Below are 19,563 nucleotides of genomic sequence, written 5' to 3'. Positions count from 1 at the left end.
TCGGGGCCGGTGGAGCCGGCCCGGCACCGGGCCTCCGCAGAAGCCCAGGCCGCCGGCTGGGCGGCCTGGGACGCCCGCTGCCCGGTGGTCGACGAGCGGTTCGCCGCCACCACCGCGCTGTGCTGGCGGACGCTGGGGCTGAACACCGTCCGGCTGCGCTCGCACCCGGAGACCCTGGCGGTGGTGCCGTCGCTGTTCGGCTACCTCGGTGCCTGGCAGTGGGACGCCTATTTCATCGCGCTCGGGCTGCGGCACGGCGATCCGGAGCTGGCCCGGGAGCAGCTGCGACTGGTCACCGGCGCCCAGCTGCCCGACGGGCAACTGCCGGACGTCGTCCACGACACCGGGGTGCTGGCCAACGGTCGGGACCTGCCCGCCGCCGACCGGCAGCACCTGCTGGAGCACGCGGCCAGCTATGCGGACGCCGAGGTGCCGCTGACCAAGCCGCCGCTGCTGCTGTGGACCGCCGAACAACTGCACGCCACCGCACCGGACGACGCCTTCCTGGCCGAGATGATCGACCGGGCCCGGGCCAATCACGACTGGTGGTACCGGGACAGCGTCCGCGAGGGGCAGCCCTGCTACCTGCACCCGTACTCCTCCGGCCTGGACGACTCACCGGCCTTCGACGGCCCGGCCGGCCCCACCCCCGATCTGGCCGCCTACCTGATCGCCGCCGACCGGGTGCTGGAGCGGCTGCGTCCGGACGCCGCCGACCCGGTGCGGCGGGCCCGGACCGCGGCGTGGCTGTCCCAGCGCACCGGCGCGGAGACCGTGGTCGACCTGTTGGCCCTGTTCGCTGAGCAACCCCCCGATCAGCCGGCGGAAAGTGGCACCGACTGCTGTGCCGAGACCCGCCCGCTGTCAGCGGGCCCGGCCGCCCGGGCGGCCGAACTGGCCGCCGCGATCGCCGACCCGCTGCGCTTCGGCGGGCGGGCGTCCGTTCCGACGGTGTCCCGGGACTCCCCGGTGTTCCGGCCGGAGCGGATGTGGCGCGGCCCGGTCTGGCTGAACACCAACCTGCTGCTGGCCACCGGGCTGCGAGCCCACGGCTTCCCCGACCTGGCCGCCGAGGTGGAGGCCAGCAGCCTGTGGCTGGTGGAGAACGGCGGTCCCTGCGAGTATTTCGACGCCGGCACCGGCGCGCCGGCCCCCGGCGCGGTGCCGTTCTTCGGCTGGACGGCGGCGATCTATGTCGACCTGGCCGTCCGGCTCAGCGCAGCCGGCTAACGCCGGGAGCGGGCGATCAGCCGGGTGGTGCCGTTGATCCAGTTGACCCGCAACGCCGCCTGGGCTCGGGGCAGATCGCCCTCCACCAGGGCTCGGGCGATCTCCAGGTGCTCGGCGGCCACCCGTTCGATCAGCACGTCGGAGGCGACGATCTCGAACTCGTAGCGGTGCACCGCGCCCTTGAGCGAGCCCAGCAGCGACAGCAGCCGCCCGTTCGGGCAGGAGCCGGTGAGCAGGTCGTGCCACTCCTCGTCCCGCTCGATGATCTCGCGGTGCGTCGCCACCGATTCCGGGAAGTCCTCGGCGAGCCGGACCAGCCGGGCGCCGAGTTCGACCAGCCGGTCCATCGGGGTGAGCTCGATCGCCAGGCATTCCAGCGCGGCGATCACCGGCGCCAGTTCCTCGAACTCGGCGCTGCCCAGCACGGCGAAGCGGAACCCCTTGCCGATCTCCGATTCGATGTAGCCCTCGGTCTCCAGGCTGATCAGCGCCTCGCGCAACGGCGTCCGGGAAACCCCCAGTTCACTGGCCAGTTCGGCCTCGTTGATTCCGGCGCCGGCCTCGATGGTGCCGTCCTTGAGACGCTTCAGGAGTTCCTCGCGGATCTGCGCGCGCAGCGTCTGCCGCTTGATCACCATGGGCACTCCGGGGGGCTATCGAAACAGTCGGGAATAGTCATCCTAAAGCACCCTTGCGTCCGGCCTTGAACTCTGTCTACTGTATACAGAATCCAGAGGAGGTCGCCATGAAGGCACGTTCACTCGGCGCCGGCATCGTTGCCGTCGCGACCCTGCTGACCGGCTGCGCCATGGGCGGCGCCCCGGTCGCGTCCGCACCCCAGTTGCAGAGCTCCCCCACGGCCGTCAGCGGCGAGATCACGGTCTGGTCGTGGGACGTCGCCGCCACCGCGCTGAAGCGGCTGGCCGGCTCGTACCAGAAGGCCCACCCGGGCACCACGATCAACGTCGTCGACATCGGCTACGACAACGCCTACGACAAGATCTCGGTCGGCCTGCAGGCCGGCAGCGGGCTGCCCGACCTGCTCACCATCGAGACCGAGCGGCTGCCCGGCTACATCGAGCGGTTCCCCGGCAAGCTGGTCGACCTGAGCGGCCGGATCGATCCCGAGAAGGCGAATTTCGACCCGTCCAAGCTGGCCGCCGCGTCCGACTCCAGCGGCAAGGTGTTCGCCATGCCGTGGGATTCCGGCACCATGGCGCTCTACGTCCGCACCGACTACCTCAAGGACGCCGGGGTCGACCCGGCGAGCCTGACCACCTGGGACGCCTTCGCCAAGGCCGCCGAGCAGGTCAAGGCGAAGACCGGCAAGACCGCCTTCGACACCGACCTGTCCACAGGCGCCATGTTCACCCAGCTGATGCAACAGCAGGGCACCGGCATCTTCAACGCCGAGGGCAAGATCGTGATCAACAACGAGCCCGCCGTGGCGGCGCTCACCCTGCTCCGCAACCTGCAGCAGAAGGGCCTGATCAACAACGTCAAGGGCTGGGACGCCCGGGTCTCGGCGGCCAAGGCCGGCAAATCGGCGTTCAGCCCGAACGCGGTCTGGTGGAGCGGGACGCTGAAGTCGGAGGCGTCCGAGCTGAGCGGGAAGTGGGCGGTGCAGCCGCTGCCGGCGTTCACCGCGGGCGGCGCACAGACGTCCAACAACGGCGGCTCCAACCTGGCGGTGCCGGCGCAGGCCAAGAACCCCGACCTGGCCGCCGATTTCGCCGGCTACGCGTTGATGAACGCCGACAACCAGAACGACATGATGGCCAAGGACGGCCTGTTCCCGTCCTACCTGCCGGCGCTGTCCAGCCCGATCTATTCCGAGAAGGACCCCTACTACGGCGGGCAGGCCGCGATGAAGGTGTTCGCCGACCTGACCGCCAAGATCCCGGCCATCTCCTACACCGGTGACTACGCCAAGGCGTCCGAGATCGTCGCCAACGCGTCGGTGGAAGCCATCCTGAACGGCAAGGATCCGAAGGCCGCGCTGGACGACGCCGCCCAGACCATCGCCAAGCAGACCGACCGGACGATCGGCTAGCGGTGACCTCCGCAGCGTCCATCGCCGGACGCCGCTCGGTCCGCGACCCCCGAGGCTCGCGGCGCCCCGGGAAGCTGGAGCGCCGGGCGTCCCGGTTCGGGTGGTTCTTCGCGGCCCCGGCGGTGGCCCTGTTCGGGTTCTTCTTCGCCTACCCGCTGCTCGCCTCGCTGCTGCAGAGCCTGCAGGTCACCGACGGCGGCGTCACCCGGTTCGGCGGCGCCGCCAACTACGAGAAGCTGCTCAGCGACGACCTGGTCTGGCTCAGCCTGATGAACGCCGGCATCGTGCTGATCGTCCAGGTGCCGCTGATGATCTGCCTGGCGCTGCTGCTGGCCACCGTGCTGAACCAGGGCTGGCTGCGGTTCCGGACGACGGCGCGGCTGATCCACTTCCTGCCGGCGGTGACCACCCTGGTGGCGTATTCGCTGGTCTTCCGGGTGATGCTGCAGTCCGACGGCGGCGTGATCAACCAGCTGATCGGGCTGGTCGGCATCGCCCCGATCGACTGGCTGAACAACCCGTTCTGGGCCCGGGTGGCGCTGATCGCCTCGATCACCTGGCGCTGGACCGGCTACAACATGGTGCTGCTGCTGGCCGGCCTGCAGGGCATTCCGCAGGAGCAGTACGAGTCGGCGGAGATCGACGGGGCGTCCGGCTGGCGCACCTTCCGCTACGTGGTGGTGCCGCAGCTGCGTCCGGTGCTGATCTTCACCTCGATCACCTCCACCATCGGCGCGCTGCAGCTGTTCGACGAGAACTTCATCCTGACCGGCGGCGGGCCGTCCAACGCCACGCTGACCCCGGTGCTCTACCTCTACCGGGTGGGCTTCCGGCAATTCGACTTCGGCTACGCCTCGGCGATCGCCTGGCTGCTGGTGCTGGTGATCGGGATCTTCTCGGTCGCCCAGTACCTGCTGATGCGCGAGAAGGAGTCCTGATGGGCAGGCACGTCTCGGGGCTCACCCAGCTGCTCGGCTACGGCTTCCTGCTGGTCGGGGCGGTGGCCAGCCTGCTGCCGTTCGCCTGGATGGTGATCGCGGCCACCCACACCACGCCCGACCTGTTCACCTCGCCGCCGCCGGTGTTCCTCGGCGACCAGCTCTGGACGAACCTGGTCCGGCTGCAGGAGACCACCGACTTCGCCCGGGTCTGCCTGAACTCGGCGATCATCGCGATCGTCTACACCGCGTTCTCGTCGGTGGTGTCGGCGATGTGCGGCTACGCGCTGGCCAAGTACCGGTTCCGGGGACGCGGGGTGGTGCTCGGCTTCATCCTGGTCACGATGATGATCCCGATGCAGGTGCTGCTGGTGCCGCTGTTCCAGATCATGGCCTCGGTGGGCTGGATCGACACCTTCCAGGCGGTGATCCTGCCGTTCCTGGCCAACGCCTTCGGCATCTTCCTGATGCGGCAGGCCTTCGAGAGCTTCCCCGACACCCTGATCGAGGCGGCCCGGATCGACGGCACCGGCGATATCCGGATCTTCTTCTCGATCGTGCTGCCGGTGGCCCGTCCGCAGCTGGCCGCCCTGGTGATCTACACCTTCATGTCGCAGTGGAACGCCTTCATCTGGCCGCTGCTGATGCTGAACACCGAAGCCAACTACACCATCCCGGTGGCGCTGAACACGATGGTCGGGCTCTCCCGGGTGGACTACTCGGGGCTGATGCTGGGCTCGCTGCTGACCACCCTGCCGATGCTGATCATCTTCCTGGTCTTCCAGAAGCAGTTCGTGGCCGGCCTGCTGGGCGGGGCGGTGAAGGGATGACGAACCCACGCACCTGGCCGCTGCCCACGATGGCGTTCGGCGGCGACTGGAATCCCGACCAGTGGCCGCGCGAGGTGTGGCAGGCCGACATCGCCCTGATGCGGCGGATCGGGGTGAACCTGGTCAGCCTGCCGGTGTTCGCCTGGCCGCAGCTGGAGCCCGCCGACGGCGAGTACCGCACCGAGTGGCTGGCCGAGATCCTGGACGCCCTGGACGCCGCCGGCATCGGCGTCGCGCTGGCCACCGGGACGGCCACTCCCCCGGCCTGGCTGGTGCGGCGGCATCCCGAGGTGCTGCCGGTGCGCGCCGACGGCGTCCGGCTCGACTTCGGCTCGCGGCAGTCCTACTGCCCCAGCTCGACGCTGTTCCGGGAGAAGCTGGCGGCGCTGACAACGGCGATGGCCACCCGGTTCGGCGACCATCCGGCGGTGCGGCTGTGGCACGTCTCCAACGAGTACGGCGACCACATCGCGCGCTGCTGGTGCGACGCCTGCGCGGCCGCGTTCCGGCGCTGGCTGCTGCGCCGGCACGGCTCGCTGGACGGCATCAACACCGCCTGGGGCACCAAGGTGTGGGGGCAGGTGTACGGCGACGTCGAGCAGATCGACCCGCCGCGCTGCACCCCCGGCCCGGACAACCCGGCCCGGCTGCTCGACTTCGAGCGGTTCTCCTCCGACAACGTGCTGGAGCTGTTCACCCTGGAGCTCGGCATTCTCGGCGAGCTCACCCCGGGCCTGCCGCGGACCACCAACTTCATGGGCCTGTTCCGCGACCTGGACTACTGGCGCTTCGCCGACGTCGAGGACCTGGTCAGCAACGACGCCTACCCCGACCCGGCGGCGGCGTCCAGCCACACCGACATCGCGCTCAGCTACGGGCTGATGCGGTCGCTGAAGAGCCGGCCCTGGCTGCTGATCGAGTCGGCGCCGAGCGCGGTGAGCTGGCGTCCGACCAATGTGCCGAAGGCGCCCGGCCAGCTGCGGGCGCACGCCCTGCAGGCCGTCGCCCACGGCTCGGACGGCGCCATGTTCTTCCAGTGGCGGCAGGCCCGGACCGGTCCGGAACGCTTCCACTCCGCCGTGGTCGGGCATCGCGGCGAGGCCAGCCGGAGCTTCGCCGAGGCGTCCGCGCTCGGTGCCGAGCTGGCCGCGCTGGCCCCGGTGGTGGGCAGCCGGGTGCGTTCGTCGGTGGCCTTCGTCGTCGACTGGGACACCATCTGGGCACTCCGCCCGGACGCCTCCCAGCCGGCCCAGCGGTCCTGGCACACCGAGGCGTACCGCTACCACGCCGCGCTGCACCAGCTGGAGCTGGCCGTCGACGCGGTGGCGCTGCCCGGCTCGGAGCTGTCCCGGTACGCGGTGATCGTCGCCCCCACGCTCTACGTCGCCTCCGCCGAGCAGGCGGCGGCGCTGGCCGACTACGTCCGCTCCGGCGGCACCCTGGTGGTCGGCCCGTTCTCCGGCGTGGTGGACGACTGCGAACGGATCCATGCCGGCGGCCCGCCCGGGCCGTTGCGCGAGCTGCTCGGCGTCGAGGTGGACGAGCAGTGGCCGCTGACCGGCACCGAGCAGGTCGTCGAGTTCGACTCCGGGGCGCGCACCGTCGCGCAGGACTGGGCGGAGTGGATCGACGCCTCCCCGGACGCCGAGGTGGTCGCCCGCTACGACGGACGCCCGCTGCACGACCGGCCGGCGATCACCCGGCACCGGCTCGGGGAGGGCACCGCCTACTACGTCAGCGCCGGGCTCGACCTGGAAGCGCTCACCCCATGGCTGCATCAGGTCTGCGCCGACGCCGGCATCGACGTCCGGATGTCGGCGAACCCGGCGGTCGAGGTGGTCACCCGCACCGACGGCGACACCGACTACGTCTTCGTGCTCAACCACGCGCCGATCCCGGCGGAGGCCCGCGGGCCGGCCGACGCCGACGTCCTGCTCGCCCCGGACGGCGATCCTCCCGTCCGGCGAGCCTCCGGGCTGACCATCGCGCTGCCGCCGTTCGGCGCGGCGGTGCTCCGGCTGCCCAGCCCGTCCCGTTCGCTGCACCACATCCATTCGATCGAGGTATGAGATGACCGAACCACGCGTCCACCCCTACATCCCGAACACCGCCCCGGCGGCCAAGGCGGCCATGCTGGCGGCCACCGGCGCCGCGTCGGTGGAGGACTTCTACGCCGACATACCCGACGACCTGCGCTTGCACCGGCCGCTCGACCTGCCCCCGGCACTGGTCGCCGAGGAGGACCTGCGCCGGCACGTCGCCGGGCTGCTGGCCCGCAACGAGTCCTCCGACCGGCGGCTGATGTTCCTCGGCGGCGGCACCTACCCGCACGCGGTGCCGGCGGTGGTCACCGAGGTGATCAACCGCGGCGAGTTCCTGACCGCCTACGCCGGCGAGCCGTACGAGGACCACGGCCGCTTCCAGGCGCTGTTCGAGTACGCGTCCGAGATGGCCGAGCTGCTGCAGACCGACGTGGTCACCATCCCCACCTACGACGGCTTCCAGGCCACCTCGACCGCGCTGGCGATGTGCGCGCGGATCACCGGACGGAGCACTGTGCTGCTGGTCTCGGACGCCGACGCCGACAAGCTGAGCCGGGTCACCGACTTCCTGGCCGCCGTCCAGGTGCGCCGGGTGCCGACCCGGGACGCGGTCGCCGACCTGGACGCCGTCGCCGCGGCCTTGGGCGAGGAGGGGGGCGACGACGTGGCGGCGGTCTGGGTGGAGACGCCGAGCGCAACCGGCGCCGTCGAGCAGGCGCTGCCGCGGCTGGCCGAGCTGGCCCACGCCGCCGGCGCCCTGCTGGTGGTCGGCACCGACCCGGTCGTCTACGGCATCGTCGAGCCGCCGGCCACCCAGGGCGCCGACCTCACCTGCGGCGACATCCAGTCGCTCGGCCTGGGCAGTTGGTTCGGCGGCGCCCACGCCGGCTTCCTGGCCTGCGCCGACGACCCGCGGCTGGTGATGGAGCTGCCGTCGCGGCTGTTCGGGCTGACCACCACCGACGTCCCCGGTGAGCTCGGCTTCGGCGACGTCGCCTACGAGCGGACGTCGTTCGCCGTCCGGGAAGAGGGCAAGGAGTGGGTCGGCACCGCCGCCGCCCTGTGGGGCATCGCCGCCGGCGTCTACCTGGCCCTGATGGGTCCGCAGGGGATGCGGGAGCTGGGCGAGACGCTGGCGCTGCGCACCCGCTACGCGCAGCAGAAGCTGGCCGCGATCGAGGGTGTCGAGCTGGCCGACGACGCCTTCCACCTGCGCGAGTTCGTGATCAGCACGCCGATCCCGGCCGCCGAACTGGTCGGACGCTGCCGGCAGCGGCACGTCGAACCGGGCATCGTCCGCGGCCCGTCCGAGCTGACCGTGTGCGTCACCGAACTGCACAGCAAGGCCGAAATCGACCGGCTCGCCGCCGTCGTCGAATCCGCCCTCACCGCACCGAACACCGTCGTCGTGAATCAGGAGAACCTGCGATGAGCCTGCCCCTGGCCCCCAAGCCGCGCCTGCGGCGCTTTCATCAGGCCCGCTGGGACGAGCCGCTGATCTTCGAGCAGTCCGCCCCCGGCGAGCGCGGCGTGCTGGTGTCGCGTCCGGAGCCGGACGTGGTCGCCGCCACCGGCACCCTCGATCAGGTCCTGCCCGCCGGGCTGGCCCGGAAGGCGCCGCTGGAACTGCCCGAGATGGCCCAGATGCGGGTGCTGCGGCACTTCGTCCGACTCTCCCAGGAGAACCTGGGCGCCGACTTCAACGTCGACATCGGGCAGGGCACCTGCACCATGAAGTACTCCCCCAAGGTCAACGACCAGCTGATCAACACCCCGCAGCTGCGCGACCTGCACCCGGCGCAGGACCCGGACACCGCCCAGGGCGTGCTGCAGATCCTCTGGCAGCTGGAGCGGATGCTGGCCGAGATCTCCGGGATGTCGCGGGTGTCGATGCAGACCTCCGGCGGCTCGGGCGCGATCTGGGCGAACGTGGCGATGATCCGGGCCTTCCACAAGGCCAACGGCGAGGACGCCCAGCGCCGCGAGGTGGTGACCACCATCTTCAGCCACCCGTCCAACGCGGCCGCGGCGAAGACCGCCGGCTACGACGTGATCACCCTCTATCCGGACGCCGACGGCTACCCCGACCTGGACGCGCTCAAGGCCGCGATCGGCCCGCAGACCGCGGCGCTGCTGATCACCAACCCCGAGGACACCGGCATCTACAACGGACGGATCCGGGAGTTCGTGGACGCCGTCCACGAGGTCGGCGCCCTGGCCTGCTACGACCAGGCCAACGCCAACGGCATCCTCGGCATCACCCGGGCCCGGGACGCCGGCTTCGACCTGTGCCACTTCAACCTGCACAAGACCTTCTCCACCCCGCACGGCTGCGGCGGGCCGGGCGGCGGGGCGTCCGCGGTCAGCGAGAAACTGGTGCCGTTCCTGCCGTATCCGCTGATCGAGCGGGTGGACGACGCGGACGCCCGTGACGGCGTCCGGTTCGTGCTGGATTCCGATCGGCCGCAATCGATCGGCAAGATCGGGCCGCATCACGGCACCATCCCGGTGCTGGTCCGCGCCTACGCCTGGATCCGGGCGCTGGGTGCCGAGGGGCTGCGCGACGCGGCCGAGATCGCGGTGCTGAACAACAACTACGTGCTGTCCAAGGTGCTGGCGATTCCCGGGGCGTCCGCGCCGTACGCGACCGGCAAGCGGCGCATCGAGCAGGTCCGGTACTCCTGGCAGGGGCTGTACGAGGAGACCGGGGTGGACACCTTCCAGGTCGGCATCCGGATGGCCGACTTCGGCATGCACTACTGGTCGAGCCACCACCCCTTCGTGGTACCGCAGCCGTTCACCCTGGAGCCGACCGAGTCGTATTCCCAGACCGAGCTGGACGAGTACTGCGACACCCTGGCCGCGGTCGCCCAGGAGGCCCGGGACAATCCCGACGTGGTCACCTCGGCGCCGCACAACACGCCGATCCATCATGCTCACCACGACGACCTGGACGACCCGGAGCGCTGGGCGATCACCTACCGCGGCTACCGCCGCAAGTACGGGCTGTGACCCTGGGCGGCGACGCGATCGGGCTGGTGGTCAACCCGGTCGCCGGCGTCGGCGGGGCGGCCGGACTGAAGGGCAGCGACGGCGCCGCGGTGCAGGCCCTGGCCCGCAGCCGCGGCGGCGTCGAACGCGCCCGGGAGCGGACGGTGTCGGCCCTGCACCGGCTGCCGGCCGGCACGTCGGTGCTGACCGCGGCCGGGGCGATGGGTGCGGACGCCTGCGCCGCCGTCCCCGGGCTGCGGTACGAGGTCTGCTACACCCCGGGTTCGCCGAGCGGGCCGGAGGACACGGTCCGCACGGTCCAGGCGCTGCTGGCGCGGGGGGTGCGGCTGATCCTGTTCTCCGGCGGCGACGGGACGGCCCGGGACGTGCTGCGCGGGCTGGCTTCGGCGTCACCACTGGTTGAGCTTGTCGAAACCGCGGGTCTCGACAAGCTCGACCAACGACCTGCTGGAACCCCCGTCCTCGGCATCCCCTGCGGGGTGAAGATGTACTCCGGGGTGTTCGCGGTCAGCCCGGCGGCGGCCGGCGCGGTGGCGTCCGCGGTGGTCTCCGGCAGCGAGCTGAGCATCGAACGTCGCGACGTGGTCGACGTCAGCGAGGAGCAGATCCGGGCCGGCATCGTCGAGGCCACCCGGTTCGGCAGCGCCCCGACCCCGGTCGTCAGGGGCCGGACCCAGAGCCGCAAGTCCGCCACCGCCGCGTCCGAGGCGGACGCCGTCCGCGGGGTCGCCGCCGGGCTGGCCGCCAAGCTGCAGCCGAGGCACTGCTACTTCCTCGGCCCGGGCAGCACGATGGCCGCGCTGGCGTCCCTGCTGGGGGTGGCCACGACCCCGCTCGGGGTGGACGTGGTGCGCGACGGCGAGCTGCTGCTGGCCGACGCCAGCGCTCCCGACCTGCTCCGCTTCGCCGACGAATCACCTTGTCACGCGGTGATCACCAGCATCGGCGGGCAGGGCTTCCTGCTCGGCCGGGGCAACCAGCAGTACTCCACCGAGGTGCTCCGTCGGCTCGCCGAACCGAAGCTGCTGATCGGCGCCACCACCGCCAAGCTGCTCGGCGTCGGCGGCCCGCTGCTGATCGACACCGGCGACCCCGAGCTGGACGCCGAACTCGCCGGGCACCTGCGTGTCACCACCGGCGCGCAGGACACCGCGCTCGTCCGAGCCGTCGCAGCGTCGGCGGACCAGAGCGCGCCAGCCACCCACCAGCAACCCAGCACACAGCAACCGATCAATCAGCAATCAACCGACCAGAGGGGCAGATCATGAGACTCGCAGGCAAGCGCGCCATCGTCACCGGAGGTGCCGGCGGCATCGGACGGGCCACCGCCGCGGCCTTCGCCGCCGAGGGTGCGGCGGTCGCCGTCCTCGACCTGGACGAAGCCGGCGCCCAGGCGGTCGCCGAGCAGATCACCGCGTCCGGCGGCACCGCGCTGGCGCTGGGCGTGGACGTCTCCGACGAGGCCGCGGTGGCGTCCGCCGTCGAGGCCGTCGTCGCCGCCTTCGGAGGGCTGGACGTGGTGTTCAACAACGCCGGCATCGCCCGCCGGACCACCGCCGTGGAGACCTCGCTGGCCGACTGGGAGCTGTCCTTCGCGGTCAACGTGCGGTCGATCTTCCTGATGTGCAAGCACGCGATCCCACACCTGGAGGCGGCCGGCGGCGGCTCGATCGTCAACACCGGCTCGGGCTGGGGACTCAAGGGCGGCGCCCGGGCTCTGCCCTACTGCGCGTCCAAGGGTGCGGTGGTGAACATGACCCGGGCCCTGGCGATCGACCACGGCGCGGCCAACATCCGGGTCAACTCGATCAACCCCGGGGACACCGACACCGGCATGCTGCGCTCCGAGGCCGCCCAGATCGGCTGGGCCGAGGACGCCTTCCTGGCCGACGCCGCCGACCGTCCGCTGCGCCGGATGGCCCGCCCCGAAGAGATCGCCGCCGCCGTGGTCTTCCTGGCCAGCGACGAGGCGTCCTTCGTCACCGGGTCGGCCCTCGTGGTGGACGGCGGAGGCATCGCCTGAGCCGGGGGTCAGACCCCGTCATCCCGACCCGGACCGTCATCCCTGGCTTGCCCCCGTCCGTCCGACCCCGCCCCCGCCATCCCGGCGAACGCCGGGATCTCCGGTCGGACCTCCGCTTTTGGTTGCGTTCTGGGTGGTTGCGTTGGGCTTCCGCGGAGTGGGCTGCACCCTGTCCTGCCCGAGGGCGCTGCTCGTCCTGCTTGTCTCTTCGGGTGCGGTGCCCGGCAGGGGACGAGCGTCGCCTCACGCCCACCACACCCACGACAGGGTGCAGCCCACTCCGCTTGACGGTTGCGTCCGCGCCGGCCATCCAGCTCACCTGATCCACCGTTGGTCGAGCTTGTCGGGACCGAAGGGACGACACCCGGAACTGTCGGTGCGGCCTGCCAAGATGACAAGCATTGCGAGCCGGGATGGTCGCGACGACTGGAGGGCTTCCCACCTCTCTATTGTATTCATACTGTTGTTCTATTATACTTCAGGGATGGAGGCACGCACCAGGCTCGACACAGCCGCTCTGACCGCGATGGTCGACGGGTTGGCGAGTCTGACGTGCGGCGATCCGGTCGAGCTGATCGACCAGCTCACCCAACTCGAGCGCCTGAAGAACGCCGCGGCCGCTGCCCAGGCGCGGCTGACCGCGGAGTTGCGCCAGGTTCGTGAGGCCGAAGCCCGGGCCACCGGGCGCAACGTGAAGCGGGTGCCCGGTTCGGTCGCCGGAGAGATCGGGCTGGCCCGGCACGAATCCCCGCACCGCGCCGTCACCTTGGCCGGGCTGGCGACGGTGCTGACGTCCGAGATGCCGCACACGATGGCGGCGTTCAGCGCTGGCGAGGTCTCCGAGTGGCGAGTCACGGTTCTGGTTCGCGAGACCGCCTGCCTGTCCCGGGACGACCGGGCACTGGTCGATGCCGAACTCGGCCCCAAGCTGGCTGCCATGTCCACCCACGAGGTGGGCACCGAGGCCAGGAAGGCCGCCTACCGGCTCGATCCGCACAGCGTGATCGCCCGCATCGGCCAGGCGGAGGCCGACCGCACCGTGACCATCCGGCCCGCGCCCGACTGCATGGCGCGAGTCTCGGCCCTGCTCCCGGCGGCTCAAGGCGTCGCCGTCTACGCCGCTCTCACCCGGGAAGCGGACGCCGCCCGCGCCGCCGGTGACGACCGGCCCAGGAATCAGGTGATGGCCGACACCCTCGTCGCCCGCGTCACCGGCCAGCAGAGCGCCGACGAGATCGAGGTCGAGGTGCAGTTGGTGATCACCGACGAGGCGCTGCTCGGCACCAGCAACGCCCCGGCCCGGCTCGCCGGCTACGGCCCCATCCCGGCAGGGGTGGCCCGCCGGCTCGCCGCCGCTGCCGGCACGAAGCTGCACGCCTGGATCCGGCGTCTCTACAGCCCGCCCGGCGAGGGACGGCTGGTCGCGATGGAGTCGACCCGGCGCCACTTCCCCGACGGACTGGCCGCCTTCATCGCCGCCCGCGACGATGTGTGCCGTACCTCCTGGTGCGACGCGCCCATCCGGCACACCGATCACATCACCCCGGCCGCCGTTGGGGGCGAAACCAGCACCGCCAACGGGCAGGGGCTATGCGAACAGTGCAACTACCTCAAGGAGCATCCCGGCTGGCGCCACACGGCAGCTCCGGACGGCACCATCACCGTCCGAACACCCACCGGACACGAACACCGCAGCCGACCACCCGACTTACCCCACGAACCACGAGTCATGCCGTTCCCGATCGACGTCCGATTCTTCGGATCCGCCGCCTGAGTGCGGGCCGGTGCATCGCGTGAGGCAGGCCCGAGCCACCGTCCGAACCCCGGATGGTCGCGCCGCGGCGGGCCACTAGACTCCCGAACGACCAACCGCCCGCGCGCTCGGACGGGATCAAACAGCCGACCAGGAGCACACCGTGATCGTCCTCATCGGATTCATGGGCGCGGGCAAGACCACCATCGGGCGAATACTGGCCGAACGGCTCGGGTTGCCCTTCGTGGACAGCGACCTGGTGATCGAGCATCAGCAGCGCCGCAGCATCGCCACCCTGTTCGACGAACTGGGCGAACCCGGCTTCCGGCAGCTCGAGGAGCGCACCATCGCCGACCTGCTGGACGGCCAGGCCTGCGTGCTCTCCCTCGGCGGCGGCGCCTGCGGATCGGCCGCCACCCGGGAGATCCTGCGCCGGCACACCGTGATCTACCTGCATGTGGAGCTGGCCGAGGCCCTGGCCAGGGTCGGCGGCGACACCTACCGTCCGCTGCTCGGCAAGCCCGGGCTGGACGACCTCTACACCCGCCGGCTCGACGTCTACGCGACCACCGCGTCCGTCACCTCGTTCACCACCGGACGCCGGGTCGAGGACGTCGCGTTCGAGATCCTGGCCCGGCTGACCGCCACCGCCGAACTGGACGGCAGCCCCGGCATCCTGGTCGCGCCTCCGGGCGGCAGCTACCGGGTCCACGTCGGCCACAACGTGCTGGCCGAACTCGGCCGGCTGCTGCCCGAACTCCCGGACGTGCGGCACATCGCGGTCATCTCCGGCCCCGGTGACGAAGGGCCGGGCGCCCGGGTCGCCGAAGCGGTCGCCGGCCGCCGGGCGGCGGTCCACCATCTCCGCCTGCCCGCGGACGCCGGCGCGGCACCCGCCCGCAGCCTGGAGCAGGTCGGCGCCCTGGCCGGACGGCTGGCCGAGCTCGGCGTCCACCGCGGCGACCTGCTGATCGGGGTCGGTGGCGAGCCCACCATCGACGTGGTCGGCTTCCTCAGCGCCACCTACCACCGCGGCATGCAGTTCGCGCTGGTGCCCACCACCCTGGAAGCGATGGCCGACTCCGCGATCGGCGGGAAGAACGCCGTCGACCTGCCGCAGGGACCGAGCCTGCTCGGCCTGGTGCACCAGCCGGTGCTGGTGGTCTGCGACGCCGGCCTGGCCACCGGACGTCCGGACTACCCGGCAGGGCTCGCCGAGATCGCCAAACATGCGTTGCTGGCCGACCCCGAATTGCTGCACTTCCTCACCGACCGGGCCGACGGAATCACCACCGGCGAGCCGGCCGCGCTGCTGCACGCCGTCCGGCGCAGCATCGAGATCAAGGCCGACATCGTCACCTCCGACGAACGCGAGCAGGGCGCCCGCGCCCACCTCAACTACGGGCACACCTTCAGCAGGGCCTTCATCGCCGCCCGTCCCGATCATGCCGACGGTGCACTGAGTCTCGGCATGATGGCCGCGGCCCACCTCTCCCACCGGCTCGGCTGGCTGGACGCCGCGGCGGTGGACGCCCACCGCGCCCTGCTCACCGCGCTGGGCCTGCCCACCTCGGCGCGGTTCAGCCTGGACGAGCTGGAGTGGTGGCTGGACCGCGACAAGAAGTACCGCGACGGCTGGCGATTCATCGTGCTGCGCGGACTCGGCGACCCGGCCGAGGCCCGGCCGCCCCGGGAGGCCGTGGAATCCGCACTGGCCGATCTGGCCGCGGGTGCTGGCGCGCCCGCCCCGGGTGCGCCACGATGACCTGACCGCCGCTACCGAAGGAACCCCACATGTCCATCCTGATCATCAACGGACCCAACCTGAACCTGCTCGGCACTCGGGAGCCCGGCATCTACGGCGCCACCACCCTCGCCGACGTCGAGGCCGCGGCGATCGCCCAGGGCGAGGCAGCCGGACACACCGTCGAGTGTTTCCAGAGCAACCACGAGGGCGCCATCGTCGACCGGATCCACGCCGCCCGCACCGACGGCACCCGGTTCGTGGTGATCAACCCCGGCGCCTACACCCACACCAGCGTCGCCATCCGGGACGCCTTCGCCGGCGTCGAGATCCCGTTCTGCGAGGTGCACATCTCGAACGTGCACAAGCGCGAGGCATTCCGGCACCACTCCTACCTCTCCGACATCGCCGTCGGCGTGATGGCCGGCTTCGGGGTGATGGGCTACACCCTGGCGCTGGAGTTCGTCATCGAGCAGCTGAAGCAGAGCTGAGCCCGTCGTGGAGCAGGTCCGACTCGCCGTCGCCGGTGCCGGCCTGATCGGCAAGCGGCACCTCGAAGAGATCGACCGCAGCGACGCAGCGCGACTGCACGCCATCGTCGAACCCGGACCGGACGGCGCACCGCTGGCCGCGCAGTACGGCGTGCCGCTCTACGCCTCGCTGGGCGAGCTGTTCGCCGCCGGGAAGCCGGACGGCGTCATCCTGGCCACCCCGAACCGGTTGCACGTCGACGGCGGCCTGGAATGCGTCGCCGCCGGCGTCCCGACCATCGTCGAGAAGCCGATCGGCGACACCGTCGAGAACGCCGCCCGGCTGGTCGAGGCCGCCGAGCGGGCCGGCGTCCCCGTCCTGACCGGGCACCACCGCAACTACAGCCCGGTGATGGCGAAGGCCCGCGAGGTCGTCGCCAGCGGACGCCTCGGGCGGCTGGTCGCCGTGGTCGGCACCGCGATGTTCTACAAGCCGGACGACTACTTCGACGTCGGCGGCGGCTGGCGCCGGATGCCCGGCGGAGGGCCGATCCTGCTCAACCTGATCCACGAGGTGAACAACCTGCTGTCGCTGGTGGGCGACATCGTCCGGGTGCAGGCCGTCACCTCGAACGCGACCCGCGGCTTCGGAGTCGAGGACACCGCCGCGATGGTGTTCACCTTCGCCAACGGCGCCCTGGGCACCTTCCTGCTCTCCGACACCGCCGGCTCCGCCCGTTCCTGGGAGCAGACCGCCCGCGAGAACCTCAGCTATTCGACCTTCCCGGACGAGGACTGCTACCACCTCGCCGGCACCGACGGGTCGCTGTCGGTGCCGACCATGCGGATCCGCACCTTCCCCGGCACCCGGTCCTGGTGGGAGCCGATGGAGACCGTCGTCGAGGACGTCGAGCGCACCGACCCGCTGGCCAACCAGATCAGCCACTTCGCCGCCGTCATCCGCGGCGAGGCCGAACCGATCTGCAGCGCGCGCGACGGACTGAAGACCTTGCGGGTGGTCGAAGCCGTGGTCGAGGCGGCGCGCACGGGAAGCCCCGTCGACATCGTCGAGGTGACCTGAGCCTTCGCTGGTCGAGCTTGTCGAGACCCAGGATGATGGTCCCCGCGACAGGTTTCGACAGGCTCAACCAGCGGTCGCTACCGAGCCGAACAGCTCTACGACCAGCTCCCGTAGCCAGCGGCTGGCCGGCTCGTTGTCGAACCGCGGGTGCCAGTACTGGCCGACCTCGAACCGGTCGACCGGCAGCGGGCAGGGCCACAGAGCTAGGTCGTTGCCATGGGCCAGCGTGCTGCCGATATGCCGCGGCAGGGTGGCGAGCAGGTCGGTGCCGCCGATGATCGCGCCCAGGCCGAGGAAGCCGGGCAGCTCCAACACCACCCGGCGTTCGATCCCCTGGTCCCGAAGCGCGCGCTCCAGCAGTGTCGCGCCGGTGCCTGCGGCGATCGCCACATGCCCCTCGGCGACGTAGCGGCGGCGTCCGAGCCGTTCCCGGACGCGGGGGTGCCGGCGGTTCGCCAGGCAGACCCAGTCCTGCTCGAACAGCGGCCGCCGCGCGATGGCGCCGCCCAACCAGGGCACATAGCCGATGGCGAGATCGGCATCCCCCGAAGTCAGAGCCTGCTCGGTGGCGCCGTCGATCCCGGCCGCCTCCAGCCGGACGCCGGGCGCCAGCGCCCGGACCCGTGCCAGTAGCGGCGGCAGCAGGGTGATGTGACTGGCGTCGGTCATGCAGATCCGGAACCGGCGTCCGGACGTCGCCGGGTGGAAGGCCGGCTCGGCGGCGGCCAGCCGACTCAGCGAGGCCAGGATCTCGCGGCACGGCCCGATCAATGCCTCCGCTCGCGGGGTCGGCGCCATGCCTCCCGCGCCACGGACGAACAGCGGGTCGTCCAGCTGCCGCCGCAGCCGACCCAGCCAGATGCTGACCGTCGGCTGGCTCTGGCCGAGCCGTTCGGCCGCGCGGGTCACACTGCGCAGGTCGTAGAGGACGTCGAACAGCTGCAGCAGCTTCGTCTCCGGCAGGTCGGTGGCCATTCCTCATTGTGATTGACAATGACTGGATTGTGGTCATTGCCCAGGGCAACGTCCTCCTTCTACCGTGCCGGGACCATGACGATCGCGATTCTGGGCGCCGGCGCCCTCGGCTGCACCGTCGGTGCCGCGCTGACCGAAGCCGGTCACGACACCTGGCTGATCGGGCGTCCCGGCGGCCATTTGGCGGCCCTACGCCGGGACGGTCTCCGGCTCGACGACGCGTCCGGCAGCCGGACCATTCCGGTCCGGGCAACGGCGGACGCCGCCGAGGTGGGCGTGGCCGACCTGGTGATCGTGCTGGTCAAGTCGTTCCAGACCCAGGACGCGATGCGTGCCACGCGAACCCTGGTCGGCCCGGCGACCGCTGTGCTGTCGCTGCAGAACGGCCTGGGACACGAGGACCTGCTGGCCGCCGTGATCGGACGCGAACCCGTCCTGCTGGGCAGCACCCTGGTGGGCGGCGTGCTGCTCGGTCCAGGCCACGTCCGCGGCGAGACCACCGGCCGGCAGACCTGGGTCGGCGAGGTGGAGGGTCCCAGGACGCCGCGAACCCACGCCGTCGCGGCGCTGCTCAACAGCGCTGGGCTGGCCACCTCGGTGAGCGACGACATGGCCGCCACCCGCTGGGAGAAGCTGCTGGTCAACGTCGCCACCGGGGCGGTCGCCGGCATCACCGGCCTGACCTACGGCCAACTCGCCGACCAGCCGCTGCTGCTGGCCACCGCCTCGGACGCCGTCGCCGAGGCGATCGCGGTGGCCGCCGCGACCGGCGTCCGGTTGTCGACGAACGATCCGGACTGGGTCTGGGGGCAAGCGACCGTGGGGCTGCCGGCGAGCTTCAAGACCTCGATGCTGCAGAGCCTGGAGCGCGGCCGGCCCACCGAGATCGATGTGATCAACGGCGCTGTGGTGCGGCTCGGCAAGCGGCACGGGGTGCCGACGCCGGTGAACAGCACCCTGGTCGCCCTGGTCAAAGGTCTGGAACGAGCCAACTCCGACAAGCGAAGGGAGACCGTGGCATGACGACTGCCACCGCCTATCTGGAACATGCCGCCATCACCGTGCGGGACATCGGCTGGCACATCCGGTTCTTCGGCGAAGTATTCGGCATGGGCTGTCGCGAGGTCGACGGAGACCCGGCGGCGCCACACCAGTACTGGACGGTCGGCGGCATCCAGCTCATCCACGATCCCGAGCACAACGCGCCCGAGGGACGGCTGGCCCACCTCGGCCTGATGTGCGAAGACCTGGATTCCGCACTCGCTGCCGCCCACCGGTTCGGGGTGCTCGAACTGCCCGAGGGACGCAACTGGCTGCAGCTTCCCGACGGCCTGCGGCTGGAGTTGCTGCAGGCCGCGCCGGCGGCGTCCGTGGCTCGGGCGCTGGCCATCGATCCGCGAGCGGGGGCCTGA

17 protein-coding genes are annotated in these 19,563 nt (G+C 71.3%); 15 read left to right on the top strand and 2 right to left on the bottom strand.

From position 1 onward, the window contains the following. Positions 1-1,230, top strand: a 1,230-nt coding sequence (locus QM582_RS18780) for an MGH1-like glycoside hydrolase domain-containing protein (RefSeq protein ID WP_415087004.1), incomplete at its 5' end; no start/stop codon positions are given. Here QM582_RS18780 and QM582_RS18775 read toward each other — a convergent pair. After that, positions 1,227-1,868 (bottom strand): GntR family transcriptional regulator, encoded by a 642-nt coding sequence (locus tag QM582_RS18775; protein ID WP_415087005.1) that lies wholly within the window; start codon positions 1,866-1,868, stop codon positions 1,227-1,229. The two genes, QM582_RS18780 and QM582_RS18775, sit on opposite strands and share 4 nt — an antisense overlap. A 107-nt stretch (positions 1,869-1,975) precedes the next feature. Between QM582_RS18775 and QM582_RS18770 the strand changes: the two genes are divergently transcribed. From QM582_RS18770 to QM582_RS18715, 12 genes are all read left to right on the top strand, one after another. Beyond that, the gene (locus tag QM582_RS18770; RefSeq protein ID WP_415087002.1) at positions 1,976-3,283 is read left to right on the top strand and encodes an ABC transporter substrate-binding protein; all 1,308 of its coding nucleotides are present in this window, start codon (positions 1,976-1,978) and stop codon (positions 3,281-3,283) included. 2 nt (positions 3,284-3,285) lie between these two features. Then, positions 3,286-4,221 carry a carbohydrate ABC transporter permease gene (locus QM582_RS18765; protein WP_415087000.1) on the top strand — a complete coding sequence of 312 codons (936 nt, stop codon included), beginning with the start codon at positions 3,286-3,288 and terminating at the stop codon, positions 4,219-4,221. Then, positions 4,221-5,051, top strand: a complete 831-nt coding sequence (locus QM582_RS18760; protein ID WP_415086999.1) for a carbohydrate ABC transporter permease — start codon at positions 4,221-4,223, stop codon at positions 5,049-5,051. The genes QM582_RS18765 and QM582_RS18760 overlap by 1 nt, the downstream gene beginning before the upstream one ends. After that, entirely contained in the window at positions 5,048-7,120 is a 2,073-nt protein-coding gene (locus QM582_RS18755; RefSeq protein WP_415086997.1) for a beta-galactosidase, read from the top strand. The genes QM582_RS18760 and QM582_RS18755 overlap by 4 nt, the downstream gene beginning before the upstream one ends. A 1-nt stretch (position 7,121) precedes the next feature. After that, a complete protein-coding gene (gene gcvPA, locus QM582_RS18750; RefSeq protein ID WP_415086995.1) occupies positions 7,122-8,525 on the top strand; it encodes an aminomethyl-transferring glycine dehydrogenase subunit GcvPA in 1,404 nt (467 codons plus the stop codon). After that, positions 8,522-10,105, top strand: a complete 1,584-nt coding sequence (gene gcvPB, locus QM582_RS18745; RefSeq protein WP_415086993.1) for an aminomethyl-transferring glycine dehydrogenase subunit GcvPB — start codon at positions 8,522-8,524, stop codon at positions 10,103-10,105. Before gcvPA ends, gcvPB begins: the two co-directional genes overlap by 4 nt. Next, complete coding sequence (locus QM582_RS18740; RefSeq protein WP_415086991.1) at positions 10,102-11,373, top strand: ATP-NAD kinase family protein; 1,272 nt, start codon at positions 10,102-10,104, stop codon at positions 11,371-11,373. Before gcvPB ends, QM582_RS18740 begins: the two co-directional genes overlap by 4 nt. Then, complete coding sequence (locus QM582_RS18735) at positions 11,370-12,128, top strand: SDR family NAD(P)-dependent oxidoreductase (RefSeq protein WP_415086990.1); 759 nt, start codon at positions 11,370-11,372, stop codon at positions 12,126-12,128. Before QM582_RS18740 ends, QM582_RS18735 begins: the two co-directional genes overlap by 4 nt. A gap of 484 nt (positions 12,129-12,612) precedes the next feature. Continuing rightward, entirely contained in the window at positions 12,613-13,902 is a 1,290-nt protein-coding gene (locus tag QM582_RS18730) for an HNH endonuclease (RefSeq protein ID WP_415086988.1), read from the top strand. 142 nt (positions 13,903-14,044) lie between these two features. Continuing rightward, positions 14,045-15,646 (top strand): shikimate kinase, encoded by a 1,602-nt coding sequence (locus tag QM582_RS18725; RefSeq protein WP_415086987.1) that lies wholly within the window; start codon positions 14,045-14,047, stop codon positions 15,644-15,646. Positions 15,647-15,675: 29 nt separating this feature from the next. Then, the gene (gene aroQ / locus QM582_RS18720; protein ID WP_415086986.1) at positions 15,676-16,116 is read left to right on the top strand and encodes a type II 3-dehydroquinate dehydratase; all 441 of its coding nucleotides are present in this window, start codon (positions 15,676-15,678) and stop codon (positions 16,114-16,116) included. A gap of 7 nt (positions 16,117-16,123) precedes the next feature. After that, positions 16,124-17,176 (top strand): Gfo/Idh/MocA family protein, encoded by a 1,053-nt coding sequence (locus tag QM582_RS18715; RefSeq protein ID WP_415086984.1) that lies wholly within the window; start codon positions 16,124-16,126, stop codon positions 17,174-17,176. 63 nt (positions 17,177-17,239) lie between these two features. Here the strand turns inward: QM582_RS18715 and QM582_RS18710 are convergent, their stop codons facing one another. Continuing rightward, positions 17,240-18,151 (bottom strand): LysR family transcriptional regulator, encoded by a 912-nt coding sequence (locus tag QM582_RS18710; protein ID WP_415086982.1) that lies wholly within the window; start codon positions 18,149-18,151, stop codon positions 17,240-17,242. A 75-nt stretch (positions 18,152-18,226) separates the two neighbouring features. Between QM582_RS18710 and QM582_RS18705 the strand changes: the two genes are divergently transcribed. Beyond that, on the top strand, positions 18,227-19,174 hold the full coding sequence (locus QM582_RS18705; protein WP_415086980.1) for a ketopantoate reductase family protein: 948 nt from the start codon (positions 18,227-18,229) through the stop codon (positions 19,172-19,174). Further along, positions 19,171-19,563: a VOC family protein gene (locus tag QM582_RS18700; protein ID WP_415086979.1), complete on the top strand. Its 393-nt coding sequence runs from the start codon at positions 19,171-19,173 to the stop codon at positions 19,561-19,563. Before QM582_RS18705 ends, QM582_RS18700 begins: the two co-directional genes overlap by 4 nt.

Origin of the sequence: Micropruina sp., from assembly GCF_047607385.1 — a bacterium.
Taxonomy (GTDB): domain Bacteria; phylum Actinomycetota; class Actinomycetes; order Propionibacteriales; family Propionibacteriaceae; genus Micropruina.
The sequence above is the reverse complement of the archived record's forward strand: the minus strand, read 5'-3'. Positions and strand labels throughout refer to the sequence as shown.

What these genes read in the sequence shown, in the direction of transcription:
- QM582_RS18775 (WP_415087005.1), bottom strand. Translation starts at nt 1,868, where the DNA reads ATGGTGATCAAGCGGCAGACGCTGCGCGCGCAGATCCGCGAGGAACTC.
- QM582_RS18770 (WP_415087002.1), top strand. Translation starts at nt 1,976, where the DNA reads ATGAAGGCACGTTCACTCGGCGCCGGCATCGTTGCCGTCGCGACCCTG.
- QM582_RS18760 (WP_415086999.1), top strand. Translation starts at nt 4,221, where the DNA reads ATGGGCAGGCACGTCTCGGGGCTCACCCAGCTGCTCGGCTACGGCTTC.
- QM582_RS18755 (WP_415086997.1), top strand. Translation starts at nt 5,048, where the DNA reads ATGACGAACCCACGCACCTGGCCGCTGCCCACGATGGCGTTCGGCGGC.
- gcvPA (WP_415086995.1), top strand. Translation starts at nt 7,122, where the DNA reads ATGACCGAACCACGCGTCCACCCCTACATCCCGAACACCGCCCCGGCG.
- gcvPB (WP_415086993.1), top strand. Translation starts at nt 8,522, where the DNA reads ATGAGCCTGCCCCTGGCCCCCAAGCCGCGCCTGCGGCGCTTTCATCAG.
- QM582_RS18735 (WP_415086990.1), top strand. Translation starts at nt 11,370, where the DNA reads ATGAGACTCGCAGGCAAGCGCGCCATCGTCACCGGAGGTGCCGGCGGC.
- QM582_RS18730 (WP_415086988.1), top strand. Translation starts at nt 12,613, where the DNA reads ATGGAGGCACGCACCAGGCTCGACACAGCCGCTCTGACCGCGATGGTC.
- aroQ (WP_415086986.1), top strand. Translation starts at nt 15,676, where the DNA reads ATGTCCATCCTGATCATCAACGGACCCAACCTGAACCTGCTCGGCACT.
- QM582_RS18710 (WP_415086982.1), bottom strand. Translation starts at nt 18,151, where the DNA reads ATGGCCACCGACCTGCCGGAGACGAAGCTGCTGCAGCTGTTCGACGTC.
- QM582_RS18705 (WP_415086980.1), top strand. Translation starts at nt 18,227, where the DNA reads ATGACGATCGCGATTCTGGGCGCCGGCGCCCTCGGCTGCACCGTCGGT.
- QM582_RS18700 (WP_415086979.1), top strand. Translation starts at nt 19,171, where the DNA reads ATGACGACTGCCACCGCCTATCTGGAACATGCCGCCATCACCGTGCGG.